Genomic DNA, 12,213 nt, shown 5'->3' with positions numbered 1-12,213 from the left:
AATCCTATTTAAAATAACTTTGTAACTCTTTTACCTTATCGGTATGCTCCCATGGAAGATCGACATCCGTTCTTCCAAAGTGACCATAAGCAGCCGTTTGTTTATAAATTGGCCGCTTTAAATCAAGCATCTTAATAATTCCAGCCGGTCGCAAGTCAAATACTTTTCTAATGGCAGCGACTAACTGATCGTCTGAAACCTTTGAAGTTCCAAACGTATTAACTGAAATTGAAACCGGTTCAGCAACTCCAATGGCATATGCCAACTGGATTTCAATCTTTTTTGCAAGTCCAGCCGCAACAATGTTTTTAGCGATATACCGCGCTGCGTAACTTGCAGAACGATCAACCTTAGTCGCATCTTTCCCAGAAAAAGCACCGCCACCATGATGAGCTGCCCCACCATATGTATCAACAATGATTTTTCTTCCAGTCAACCCGGCATCCCCAACGGGACCACCAACCACAAACTTTCCGGTTGGATTGATTAAATACTTAGTGTTCTCATCAAGATACTTAGATGGAATTGTCGTTTTGATGATCTTATCGATAACGTCTTTTCGAATCTGCTCTTGAGTAACATCAGGATCATGTTGAGTACTTAAAACCACGGTATCAACACGCTTAGGATCATCATTTTGATCGTATTCAACCGTTACTTCCGCTTTGGCATCCGGTCTAAGATAAGGAATAGAATCATTTTTACGAAGCTTAGAGAGTTTCTGCATTAAATGATGACTCAATGAGATTGGGAGTGGCATTAACTCAGGGGTCTCACTGTCTGCATAACCAAACATAATTCCCTGGTCCCCAGCACCAATCTTATCAAGAGGATCGACGTCTCCACCACGAGTCTCAACCGACTCATCAACTCCCTGCGCAATATCTGGTGACTGTTCATCAAGTGAAACTAACACAGCAACACTGTCTGCATCAAATCCGTATTTAGGATCATTATAACCAATTTCACGAATTGTATCTCTAACAACTTTTTGAATGTTAACATAGGCACTAGTTGAGATTTCACCAAACACCAATACAAGCCCTGTAGTAACTGAGGTTTCACAGGCAACTCGTGCATCTGGATCTTTTTTTAAAATTGCATCCAGGATTGCATCACTAATTTGATCGGCAACTTTATCCGGATGACCTTCTGAAACTGATTCAGAAGTAAATAAACGCTTTTCTGACATTCTTATTCCCCCTATTGTTTGTGGTTACAAGGCAACTTCACTCTTCGTGAATCCTATCGGGAATCTGCTCATAACTTTATAATAATAACATATTCGCAAGTAATTAAAAAGCACACAAAACCTCCATTGAACAAATTTACATAATTGATTAACATGGATTTATTAATACAAAAAGGACAATATTATGAAAACTTTTATTGAAAAAAATCAAACGACCTTACATGCCCTAATTCTTACGGTATTCATCATCTTGAATACACTAATATGGCTCTTTGCTTCGCAAGTAGACTTACTATCAGTACAATGGAATACCAGACTGGTGGTGCTAATCCTATCAGAGTTTCTTTGGTCGGCTTCCCTTCTACTTTTCATCATTCGTTATGATCCAAGGATCAATTTATTTCTCAACGTCATCCCAGTGTTATTAGCGATTGTCTCCTTGTTTCCCATCTTATTAATCATCCTGTTTGTCATCCTTGGAATCACCAACATCATTGTAATGACGCCCAAATTTAAACTCGAAAATTACTATGGACTGGTTTGCTTTTCCTTTTTAAATTCAATTGCTCCGGTCATTTCTTTTTGTTATCTCGATAACCAATACCTGGAATCAAGTGTCCTCGTAAACGTTGGAATTCTATTTTGCTTATACTGTTTGTTCTTTGTTCCGTTCTTTAATCACCGACTTGAAACTAAATTAAACTTTATCTTCATTTTAATCTTTGCAGCGCTTCTGCTAGCAAATTTTCCCTTATTAAAATGTGCAATTTTAATTACTTTAGTATTAATCTCATACGGAATTCAAATCTTCAGCGAAAAAGAAACCCCAGAAAATTGTTTACTTTCATTTATAATTATTGGATTAGCAACTTTCATATAAAAATGAGGACTTCAAAATATGAAGTCCTCATTTTTATTTACTGTAAAGAAATTGCATCTAAAAATTCTTTGATTCTTGGCGAAGGGTTATTAAAAAATTCGTCCTTTGATCCATCAAAAATCTTCTCACCATTTTCGATGAATAACATTTTATCAGCAGATAATTTAGCAAACTCAATGTTGTGAGTAATCATAATCATTGACTGTCCCTGATCAGCTAACTCTTCCAGCATTTCTAAAACTTGCGTCTCTAACTCCGGATCAAGCGCACTGGTAGGTTCATCTAATAAAATGTACTTAGGCTTGACTGCCAATGCCCGACAGATCGAGATTCGTTGTTGCATTCCTCCAGATAATTCATCGGGATAGAAATTAGCATATTTTTCAAGACCAACCCGTTTCAATAATTTTTCTGCCTGAGCTACCGCATCTTTTTTCGAAATCTTATGAACATGGATTGGTGCAGCCGTGATGTTATCAATCACCCGTAAATTAGGAAAAAGATTCCAATTTTGAAAGACCATGCTAGTCTGTGCTCGTAATTCCTTACTTTGTTTACTGGTAATCTTATCCGCGTAGTTTAACGAAAAATTGGGAAAACTAATTACGCCTGAATCGGGATGAACCAACAAGTCCAGGGAACGTAGCAACGTTGACTTTCCAGAACCAGAAGGACCAACAATTACGGTCGTTTTTCCCTCAGGAAATTCCGTGCTAATTTTATCCAGAACGGTTTTTCCATCGTACTTTTTTACAATGTCTTCAATCTTAATCATTAGCCTTCATCCCCCTTTAAGTATCTTGAAGAACGCTTTTCGAGATAGTGTTGAAGGATCGTTAAAATACTGCACAAAATAGCGTAAAGAGCGGCTACTTCTGTGTACATAAGTAGTGGCTGATAGTTGTGCGCCGCAATTTGTTGACTAACCTGAAACATCTCTGTGATGGTAATCGTACTTGCAAGAGAGGTATCCTTAACTAATCCAATAAATTCATTAGATAGTGGAGGAAGTACGATTCGTGCTGCTTGTGGTAAAACAATGTACCACAGGGTTTGAGTGGTGCTAAAACCCAGAGTATACGCAGCATCCCATTGATCTTGGGGAACAGACATCAGAGCTGACCGAATGGTTTCCGAAGCATAAGCACCAGTATTTAACGAAAACCCAATTATTGCTGCCGTAAAGGCTGGAATTTCAAAATTAAAACCGGGAATGAAATTTTGCAGATTCGGTAAACCAAAATAAATAATGAACAACTGAACCAACAATGGAGTGGAACGAAAAGCCCACACGTATACGTCGGCAATGGCTCTAAAAATGCCCCACATAACTCTAACAAATGCATTCCCATGTGGTTTTAAAAACTTTATCAGTGCGGTAACAATCGCAAGAATTAAACCAAAAAAGAATGAAATAATTGTTAGTGGAATGGTGTATTTAATCATTGCCTCTAAGAGACTCGGTAATGATGAAATGATAATGTCCCACATAATTCTTTAAGCTCCTAACTAATATTATTTATCGGTAATATTCTCTCCAAAGTACTTCATTGATAATCGTTTCAAGGTACCATCTTTTCGAAGTTCATTAATTGCTTTGTCCATCTGCTTATTTAACTTAGCAGACTTCTTGTTCATCATTGGAGCAATTTGACTTTGTGGAATAACATTAGTTGGAACTAGTTTAGCTTGAAGGTCAGTATTCTTATGGCTTGCATACCAACTTTGCCATGCTGGCTGAGCATTTAAGGCACCAACAACACGACCTTGATCAATCATTTGCATTGAAGTATTAAAGTCTGGTGAAGTAACTGGTTTAGCATGCAGCTTTTCGGCGTTATTCCAGTTATCAGTACCAGTACCTTCAGCGACCTTCTTACCCTTAAAGTCTTGAGCATTTTTAATTGGTGAATCTTTCTTAGTAATCATGATTGCCTTTGAATAAATGTATGGAGTGGCAAACCGATACTGCTTTTTTCTAGCTGGATTAATTGCCATATTGTTAAAAATAACATCGTAAGAATTAGAATTGAGTCCCTGAATTAATGAATCCCATCCAGTTAACTTGTATTGAACCTTCATCCCCATCTTTTTAGCAACATCATTAGCCAAATCAACTTCAAAGCCGGTTAACTTACCGTTCTTATCCTTGTAAGAATACGGAGCATAAGTTCCTTCCATACCAACCGTCAAAGTCCCAGGTTTTTTAGTCTCGGATTGTTTCCCACATGCGGTAACGGTAAGAGCCAACGCGGCCACTCCTGTTAGTAAAAGTAAAGGCCATCTTTTCTTCATAATTAAAATCCCCATTCATTAAAATATATTGTGCAAAATTAACTAACTCGCTATGTTTATTTTACTCTAAAAATTTAAACAGACAAGTAACTTTTTCATGATGATACCTCCTAAATAATCACAAAAGAACACAAAAAAGAGGACTGGATCCACCAGTCCTCTTATAATTATAATAAATTAATATCATTTATAGAGAAACCTTTGAGTGCATACCAAAAGTGTTGTCAGATTTTGTCAAATCTTTTTTACAACAACATGGTTTACACATAATTAGTTTCTCCCTTCGTGTTCTTTAACATAAAATCATAATATTACTATTTCTTCACTGGGTCAATAGATTGATCTTCAAGATCTGGATCATCATGTTCGTCTTTTGGTAGGAGAAGATTCAAAACGATTCCAATCACAGTTGCTAAAGCCACTCCAGTAAACTGGAAACTTCCAATTTGAATATATGCATTACCAATTCCAATTACCAAGATAACCGACGCAATCATTAAATTGCGTTTCTTATCCATGTCCAATTTATTGTCAATCATCACTTTGACACCATTAGCAGCAATTGTCCCAAATAGGAGAAAACTAATTCCACCAATAACTGGGAGTGGCATTTGCATGATTAAAACATTTAACTTATTCACGAACGCAAAGATCATGGCAAAAATCGCTGCTCCGATTATGACCCAAACACTGTAAACTTTGGTAATTGCCATGACTCCAATATTTTCGCCATAACTAGTTACCGCTGGTCCACCAAGAATTCCAGCTGCAAGCGATGCGGCTCCATCCCCAGCAAGCGTTCGATTTAAACCTGGATTCTTAAAGAAATTCTTGTGAGTCATTTCGCCGAGTACCATCAAATGACCCATGTGTTCGGTCATCGTAACAAAAGCGATTGGAGCCATAATCAAGATGGCATTCCAGTCAAACTTGAAGCCTCGCTCGGTGCCAATGATATGAAACGGAGGCATTTTAAACCATGGAGCAGTGGCAATTGCGTGAATATCAACTAATCCACACGCCATCGAAATTAAATACCCGCAGACAATTGCCAATAAAATCGGAATTAATCCCAAGAATCCCTTTAATTTAACGTTGAAAAAAATTGCTAAAAACAGGGTGGCCATCGCGATGCTAAAGAAAACCAAACTATATTTTCCATGATCCATCATTGCATTTTGGGCAGCACTCCCTGCAAGTGATAGTCCAATCACCATTACGATCGGCCCCACTACCACTGGTGGTAGGATCTTATCAATCCAATCAGATCCAATAAATGAAATGATCATAGCCACAACCACATAAACTAAGCCGACCGCAACCACTCCTTGAGAAACTCCTGAAACTCCAGTCGTTTTCATAAGTGCCATCATTGGAGTGACAAAGGCAAAACTTGATCCCATGTAAGCGGGAATTTTCCCCTTAGTAATTAAGATATGCAGTAAGGTCCCAATTCCTGAAGCAAAAAGTGCAATACTTGGGCTTAAACCGACTAACAATGGAACAATTACTGTGCTGCCAAACATTGAAAACATGTGTTGCAAGGAAAGTCCGATCCATTTTAGTGGTGATGGACGGTCATGAATTCCTAATACATAGTCCTTTTTCTGAGACATTTATACTGACTCCCCTTCTCTAATAAAAAAACTGCTGTCCAAGGGACAACAGTCTTCGATTAAATAAAGTTTTACAGTATCACTTTAAAATTCGAAATCTTGCTGCCTCACTGGACACACTTAAAGATTTATTTAATTGAAATGATATATTTTTTATGATTGTTTGTCAATAAAATCTCCAAACAAAAAGGTTTATCGTTTTGGCATCACTTGTACTTTACTTATAAGCTAATTACTCTATAACCCTACGTTTAAAACACAAGCACCTTTCAAATCACCTTTAGCAACCCTTTTCAAGGCATCATCCGCCTTTGAAAGTGGAAATTCAGTAACGTCAGGTTCAATGTGTAAACGATCAGCTAAAGTCAAAAACTCTTCGCCATCACTTCTCGTATTACTTTCAACACTCGTTAAGTTCTTTTCGTGAAAAATATGCTCTTCGTAACTCATCTGAGGGATATCAGTCATATGAATTCCGGCTAATGCTAAAGTACCTCCGGGAGCTAAACTTTTCAACGCATTAGGAACAGCCTCACCGACTGGTGCAAAAATAATCGATGAATCTAGAGGAACGGGCGACATATCATATGTGTTATTGACTGATTTTGCCCCAAGTGACAAGGCAAATTGTTTGGCATCTTCACCTCGTGTAAAGACGTGAACGTCAATTCCCTGATCAATCGCCAATTGCGCGGTGATGTGAGCAGACCCACCAAAGCCATAAATTCCAAGGGTACCACCAGCTGGAATGTTAGCACGTTCAAAAGCCCGATACCCAATGATTCCAGCACAAAGCAGTGGGGCTGCTTGAAGCGAATTAAACCGTTCTGGAATTCGATAAGCAAATCCCTCTGGAACGGTTGTATACTCCTCATAGCCACCATCATGATCCCATCCCGTATATTTAGAATATGGACATAGATTTTCTCTGCCAGAACGACAATACTTACATACACCACATGTTTTCCGTAACCATGAGATTCCGATTCGATCACCAATTTTAAATCGACGAGTATGGGGACCATTTTTAACTACTTTACCAATAATTTCATGTCCAGGAGTTAGATCTTTTTTATGGACTGGTAAATCACCCTCGGTAACGTGTAAATCCGTGTGACAAACTCCACACGTTAACACCTTAACCAAGACTTCACCATCACCAGGTGCTGGAACGTCTTTTCTAACATATTTTAAGGGAGATTTCCTTCCGTTAATCGGTCCAGGTTTAACAATTTCCCAAGCATTCATAGTTTTAGGGATCTCGGTATTAGCTTCTTCTACCATTATAATTGCCTCCTCAATGTAATCTTTACGTTCATCATATCACAAGGAAAATGAAAGTGAAGTACACTGACTAAAACCTAATCAAAATGAGTTTGAACTTCTCCTGGTTGTTTTTTAACCAAAACTTTCCCGTTTCTAATCGAGTATAAAAGCGTTCTTCTTTCGTTAATTTCATTATAAAAATTATCTGTATCAAAGATTAAGAAACTAGCGGGTTTCCCCTTCTCAATTCCATAATGATCACTAACATGTAAAGTTTTAGCGGCATTGGTAGTAACCAATTTATATGAATCCATAATCTGATGGTACCCCATCAATTGACTCGCTAAAATACCAACGTAAAGCGCATCCAGCATGTTACCGTTCCCCATTGGATACCACGGATCTTTTACATCGTCCTCTCCAAACGAGACGTTGATTCCATGCTTTAAAAGTTCCTTGACTCTCGTTAGACCCCGTCGTTTAGGGTAAGTATCAAATCGACCACCCAAATGCATATTAACTAGTGGATTGGCTACCATGTTAATCTTTGATATCTTAAGAATTCTCATCAACTTATCGGCATATGCATCGTTATACGATCCAAGAGCCGTTGTATGACTTGCAGTCACCCGATCACTTAGTCCTGATTCATACGCCAAAGTAGCTAGAACTTCCAAATTTCTGGAATTGGGATCATCAATTTCATCGCAGTGAACGTCAACAAGTTTGCCATATTTTTCAGCTAAGTTCATCAAAAACTTTAGTGAATCACGCCCATAATATTGATTAAATTCGTAGTGGGGAATTCCACCCACGGCGTCAACTCCCATTTTGACAGCTTCTGTTAGTAAATCTTTGCCATGTGGAAATGATAGAATCCCATCCTGTGGAAAAGCAACTAATTGGAGATCAATAAAACTAGATACCCGCTCCCTTACCTCAAGAAGTGCTTTAAGAGCGGTAAGATTGGGATCAGTAGTATCAACGTGACTTCTAACGAACTGAATTCCATGTTCAGCCTGATTCTTGAGCGTTTTAATGGCGCGCTCCTTAACGTCTTTTTCAGATAAGCTTTGTTTTCGCTCAGACCAAATTGAAATACCCTCAAATAGAGTTCCACTTTCATTAAACCCGGGTTCACCGGCTGTCAGAGTCGAATCTAAATGGACATGTGAATCAATAAATGGTGGAATAATTAATTTACCATTCGCATCAATCACCTCTTCTTTAGGATCATCAATGTGATCACCAATCTCTTTAATCTTTCCATCTTTAACTAAAATGTCTTGTTTTTTTGTTGAATTCTCAATATATCCCTGTTTAATAATCATTTTATTTGTCCCGTCTTTCTAACGCCCGACCGATAACGTAGTAGAGAACAGCAATAATTGCCATTACAATAAAAGTTGCTCCGATGGTATTTTTAACAATTGCAACATTTTTCAACATTAAGTATAACAAAATTCCTAAAATCCAAAGTGCAAACGCAAACCAATTCACCCCATGGCTATACCAAAACTCTCCTTTCGGATCTCCAAATGATTCCAAACGGTAGTCACGATCATTAAGAAGAAAATAATCTACTAGCATGATGGAGATGATTGGACCTAAAAACATCCCAATATAATCAAGGAAGGCCGTAAAAGCAGAAAGAAAGCTTCCACTTAAAAGTGGGGTAAAGGTTAAAATCATCGCCACCACGGTGACAATCAACAACGACTGTTTTAATGTCAATTTATGATACATATTCGTTAATGCTGATCCAGCCGCCTGTAAATTAACAGCATTAGCAGTCATACTGGTTAAGACAATCACAATCATTGCAATCATTCCTAGACCCAATTTATTGGCCACTGTACTTGGATCAGAATTATTGGGATCATAGACTCCAGACGTAATGGCAATACTGATGGTAGTACATAATCCGATGGATGCAAAACTGACTGCCCCTAGTAAAGCTCCAAAAAATGGTGCACTTGTTGAAACACGCTTTTTATTAGTAAATCTAGTAAAATCAGCTCCACTGGTAACCCATGCCAAGTTAAACGCAGCCAGACTATCAATTGCTGCTCCAAACGGCATTCGATCCTTTTTGGGAACCATATAATGAGCAAGTTGGGTAAACGAAACATCTCTAAACACTACCAAGACTTCCCATATTACAAAGACAATAACTAGAATAATTCCAACTCTTTCAATAATTCTAATGGATCGTTGTCCTGATATAACACTAAGAATATGTAAAATACTCATAACCAGAATTCCGACAACTAAACCGAACGTTCCACCAGGCTTCCCAAAGATTGGCCATCCAAAGAATGAATTAAAAATATAGGATAATGAAGTTGCCGCAATAAAAGTATTAACCGCGGTCCAACCCATAAACATCACTAAATTGACAACCGATGGGATCATGCTTCCCCTGATTCCAAATGTCGCCCGACTCAAAGTTGTCGTCGATAAACCCGTTTTATACCCCTCATATCCAATTAAACTTAGAAACAGATATGAAATAATTGAGGCAATCACCAAAGCACTAAAACCGCCCCATAAACCACAAGCGGCAATAATACCCCCAATAAACCAAGTTCCATTATTAGCGTTTGCTCCAAACCAGTTAGCAAACATATCCCAATAGCTCATGTTGCGTTCGTTCTTTGGAATGGGATGAACTTCGTACTTATTTTCGTTTTCCATTTTTTCCTCCCTTGAATTAAAATGATAACCAAAATTCACATTGAACCAATTATAGTAATTCTTAAAGTGATTTAAAAGCTAAATTTAGCTATGAAAATGATGATTGGATTATAAAAAAGAAGAGTGTATCATAAGTACTAGTTCAATTAAGGGGTTGATCAATATGCTTGGGAGACGTGAAGCAAGACTTAAGCGTGAAAAGTTACGATTAAAAAAACAAAAGTTAAAGCTTAAGAAACAAAAATTAAAATTGAGAAAATTAAAAATAAAACTTCGAAATAAACGAAAATAGGGATCACCAAATGGTGATCCCTATTTCATCTTAATGCATCAATTATCATAATTAGCTTAGCCATCAAAAAACAGGTCTAAGTCCGGGCAGTTAATAAATTAACAACAATGAAGGATCAACAGAACCTTAATGTACCCGGACTCATCCCTGCGCTATTAGTATATGTCAGATCAGTGTTACTTAGCAAGAAGAAAGCTTAATTACCTGACCTCTCCCTCAATCTTTGCCGCGTGTACGATGGAATAAGGAACGTCAACTATTTTGACAAAACTACTTTATCATCAATAATTATGTGTCAGCAACTAAAGATTAAGTTGATGATTTTTTTATTTATGCTACTTTGATATACTAAATAGGTAGTGTTTCGGGTGTTATTAAATAATAAATAATCAGTATGATTATAAAATACGTCCAAAACCGATTGACGTTAAAAGCTAATATAAGGAGTTTGTTATGGCAAAGGAAAAACAAAAAAAGAAATGGTATAAACGATTCTGGGTTTGGATCATAATTGCAATCATCATACTTGTAGTAATCTTCGTTGTTGGAAGTAACAGTGATAAAAAGAAAAGTAGTTCTGCAACATCGGACAGTCAAACATCCCAAAAAGTAAAACTAGAAAGTTCGTCTAAAACGGCGTCGGCAATTTCAACAACTGATAGCGCAAACACTGAGAGCAATAATGCATACAATACCGCTAAAAGCTATATGGAATCTGTTCCAATGTCTAAGAAGCGTTTATACACTCAATTAACATCACAATCTGGAAATAAATTTAAACCAGAAGCGGCTCAATCGGCCGTTAATAAATTCAGTGATAAAGATTATCAAGAAAACGCGGTTAAATCAGCAAAAAACTATTCGAAAGAACAACATTTATCAGCTCAACAAGTTTACGATCAGCTAACCTCTGAAGCTGAGGGATACACCCCTGAACAAGCTAAGTATGCCATTAATAAAAACAACTTAGGTCAAATTAACCAATAAAACATAATAAGATAAAAAGTCATTTTACGATGGCTTTTTATTTTGGTCATTTTATTTCTAACACGTATTTAAAGGGTATGATCCACTTAAAAATTAAATAAACTATACACAGTAAGATCAGAGTATAAAAAAAAGAACGTTGTTATGACAACGTTCTTGATTTGCTAAGATAAGCTATATAACTATGTTATACCGGAGGTGGGGTTCGAACCCACACGATCGCAATGATCACTGGATTTTGAGTCCAGCGCGTCTGCCAGTTCCGCCACTCCGGCATGCTAATGATTGCTAAAGCAGTAAAACAAAGGCGGTAACCGGATTTGAACCGGTGATGAAGGTTTTGCAGACCTCTGCCTTACCACTTGGCTATACCGCCATAAAGGCACTAACCTTAACAACTGCCCTTCCCTACTGGAACCAAGCAATCAAAAGGGCGGTAGGTGGGAATCGAACCCACGCGTGTCGGTACCACAAACCGATGTGTTAACCACTTCACCACTACCGCCATAACATCATAAACAGGGATAGTAGGAATTGAACCCACATCAACGGTTTTGGAGACCGGTATACTACCGTTGTACGATATCCCTATAAATAAAATGGAAGGAAGTGGATTTGAACCACCGAACCCGAAGGAGCGGATTTACGGTCCGCCGCGTTTAGCCAGACTTCGCTATCCTTCCATATAATGGCGCGGGACAGAATCGAACTGCCGACACACGGAGCTTCAATCCGTTGCTCTACCAACTGAGCTACCGAGCCATTGTCTTTTATGACATTTATAATAATAAAACTATTTAATTAATGTTGCAAGGGTTACCCACAACAAACGGTCCGTACGAGACTCGAACTCGTGATCTCCTGCGTGACAGGCAGGCGTCCTGAACCAACTAGACCAACGGACCATATGTTATGGAGGATACAGGGATCGAACCTGTGACCTCCTGCTTGTAAGGCAGATGCTCTCCCAGCTGAGCTAATCCTCCAA

The 12,213-nt window shown here is 38.0% G+C and carries 10 protein-coding genes, 8 tRNA genes and 1 riboswitch; of the genes, 2 read left to right on the top strand and 16 right to left on the bottom strand.

Annotation, left to right across the window (positions count from 1 at the left end; translation table 11 throughout):
• Positions 1 to 4 precede the first annotated feature (4 nt).
• Positions 5 to 1,192 (bottom strand): methionine adenosyltransferase, encoded by a 1,188-nt coding sequence (gene metK, locus AC6UDC_RS03005; protein WP_500721244.1) that lies wholly within the window; start codon positions 1,190 to 1,192, stop codon positions 5 to 7.
• Positions 1,190 to 1,271: riboswitch (SMK box riboswitch) on the bottom strand. It overlaps the preceding gene by 3 nt.
• A 105-nt stretch (positions 1,272 to 1,376) precedes the next feature.
• On the opposite strand from metK, the gene AC6UDC_RS03000 reads away from it, so the two are divergent.
• On the top strand, positions 1,377 to 2,072 hold the full coding sequence (locus tag AC6UDC_RS03000) for a hypothetical protein (RefSeq protein ID WP_500721242.1): 696 nt from the start codon (positions 1,377 to 1,379) through the stop codon (positions 2,070 to 2,072).
• A gap of 37 nt (positions 2,073 to 2,109) precedes the next feature.
• Here AC6UDC_RS03000 and AC6UDC_RS02995 read toward each other — a convergent pair whose 3' ends face one another.
• The 7 genes from AC6UDC_RS02995 to AC6UDC_RS02965 form a co-directional block, all read right to left on the bottom strand.
• Positions 2,110 to 2,847 (bottom strand): amino acid ABC transporter ATP-binding protein, encoded by a 738-nt coding sequence (locus AC6UDC_RS02995; protein WP_500695745.1) that lies wholly within the window; start codon positions 2,845 to 2,847, stop codon positions 2,110 to 2,112.
• Entirely contained in the window at positions 2,847 to 3,563 is a 717-nt protein-coding gene (locus AC6UDC_RS02990; RefSeq protein WP_500693619.1) for an amino acid ABC transporter permease, read from the bottom strand. The genes AC6UDC_RS02995 and AC6UDC_RS02990 overlap by 1 nt, the downstream gene beginning before the upstream one ends.
• Before the next feature lie 24 nt (positions 3,564 to 3,587).
• The gene (locus tag AC6UDC_RS02985; protein ID WP_500693618.1) at positions 3,588 to 4,367 is read right to left on the bottom strand and encodes a transporter substrate-binding domain-containing protein; all 780 of its coding nucleotides are present in this window, start codon (positions 4,365 to 4,367) and stop codon (positions 3,588 to 3,590) included.
• 314 nt (positions 4,368 to 4,681) lie between these two features.
• Positions 4,682 to 5,983 (bottom strand): uracil-xanthine permease family protein, encoded by a 1,302-nt coding sequence (locus tag AC6UDC_RS02980; RefSeq protein WP_500721238.1) that lies wholly within the window; start codon positions 5,981 to 5,983, stop codon positions 4,682 to 4,684.
• A gap of 237 nt (positions 5,984 to 6,220) precedes the next feature.
• Positions 6,221 to 7,267, bottom strand: a complete 1,047-nt coding sequence (locus AC6UDC_RS02975) for a zinc-dependent alcohol dehydrogenase family protein (RefSeq protein WP_500721235.1) — start codon at positions 7,265 to 7,267, stop codon at positions 6,221 to 6,223.
• Between the two features lie 77 nt (positions 7,268 to 7,344).
• Positions 7,345 to 8,580 (bottom strand): cytosine deaminase, encoded by a 1,236-nt coding sequence (gene codA, locus AC6UDC_RS02970; protein ID WP_500721233.1) that lies wholly within the window; start codon positions 8,578 to 8,580, stop codon positions 7,345 to 7,347.
• A gap of 1 nt (position 8,581) precedes the next feature.
• Entirely contained in the window at positions 8,582 to 9,946 is a 1,365-nt protein-coding gene (locus AC6UDC_RS02965; protein ID WP_500707161.1) for a purine-cytosine permease family protein, read from the bottom strand.
• Between the two features lie 745 nt (positions 9,947 to 10,691).
• On the opposite strand from AC6UDC_RS02965, the gene AC6UDC_RS02960 reads away from it, so the two are divergent.
• Entirely contained in the window at positions 10,692 to 11,225 is a 534-nt protein-coding gene (locus AC6UDC_RS02960) for an Ltp family lipoprotein (protein ID WP_500695751.1), read from the top strand.
• Positions 11,226 to 11,415: 190 nt separating this feature from the next.
• Here AC6UDC_RS02960 and AC6UDC_RS02955 read toward each other — a convergent pair.
• The 8 genes from AC6UDC_RS02955 to AC6UDC_RS02920 form a co-directional block, all read right to left on the bottom strand.
• Positions 11,416 to 11,500: transfer RNA gene (locus AC6UDC_RS02955), tRNA-Leu, on the bottom strand.
• Positions 11,501 to 11,530: 30 nt separating this feature from the next.
• Positions 11,531 to 11,601, bottom strand: a tRNA-Cys gene (locus tag AC6UDC_RS02950).
• Between the two features lie 56 nt (positions 11,602 to 11,657).
• Positions 11,658 to 11,730, bottom strand: a tRNA-His gene (locus AC6UDC_RS02945).
• 14 nt (positions 11,731 to 11,744) lie between these two features.
• Positions 11,745 to 11,815 (bottom strand) — tRNA-Trp (locus AC6UDC_RS02940).
• 10 nt (positions 11,816 to 11,825) lie between these two features.
• A tRNA-Tyr gene (locus AC6UDC_RS02935) sits at positions 11,826 to 11,908 on the bottom strand.
• Positions 11,909 to 11,914: 6 nt separating this feature from the next.
• Positions 11,915 to 11,987: transfer RNA gene (locus tag AC6UDC_RS02930), tRNA-Phe, on the bottom strand.
• A gap of 68 nt (positions 11,988 to 12,055) precedes the next feature.
• Positions 12,056 to 12,130, bottom strand: a tRNA-Asp gene (locus tag AC6UDC_RS02925).
• A gap of 8 nt (positions 12,131 to 12,138) precedes the next feature.
• A tRNA-Val gene (locus AC6UDC_RS02920) sits at positions 12,139 to 12,211 on the bottom strand.
• Between the last annotated feature and the right edge of the window lie 2 nt (positions 12,212 to 12,213).

This window comes from Fructilactobacillus sp. X7R7C1 (genome assembly GCF_059901065.1).
This window is presented reverse-complemented; position numbering and strand designations above follow the sequence as displayed.

Coding starts and splice junctions, on each gene's coding strand:
- metK (WP_500721244.1), bottom strand. CDS start 1,192: ATGTCAGAAAAGCGTTTATTTACTTCTGAATCAGTTTCAGAAGGTCAT.
- AC6UDC_RS03000 (WP_500721242.1), top strand. CDS start 1,377: ATGAAAACTTTTATTGAAAAAAATCAAACGACCTTACATGCCCTAATT.
- AC6UDC_RS02995 (WP_500695745.1), bottom strand. CDS start 2,847: ATGATTAAGATTGAAGACATTGTAAAAAAGTACGATGGAAAAACCGTT.
- AC6UDC_RS02990 (WP_500693619.1), bottom strand. CDS start 3,563: ATGTGGGACATTATCATTTCATCATTACCGAGTCTCTTAGAGGCAATG.
- AC6UDC_RS02985 (WP_500693618.1), bottom strand. CDS start 4,367: ATGAAGAAAAGATGGCCTTTACTTTTACTAACAGGAGTGGCCGCGTTG.
- AC6UDC_RS02980 (WP_500721238.1), bottom strand. CDS start 5,983: ATGTCTCAGAAAAAGGACTATGTATTAGGAATTCATGACCGTCCATCA.
- AC6UDC_RS02975 (WP_500721235.1), bottom strand. CDS start 7,267: ATGGTAGAAGAAGCTAATACCGAGATCCCTAAAACTATGAATGCTTGG.
- codA (WP_500721233.1), bottom strand. CDS start 8,580: ATGATTATTAAACAGGGATATATTGAGAATTCAACAAAAAAACAAGAC.
- AC6UDC_RS02965 (WP_500707161.1), bottom strand. CDS start 9,946: ATGGAAAACGAAAATAAGTACGAAGTTCATCCCATTCCAAAGAACGAA.
- AC6UDC_RS02960 (WP_500695751.1), top strand. CDS start 10,692: ATGGCAAAGGAAAAACAAAAAAAGAAATGGTATAAACGATTCTGGGTT.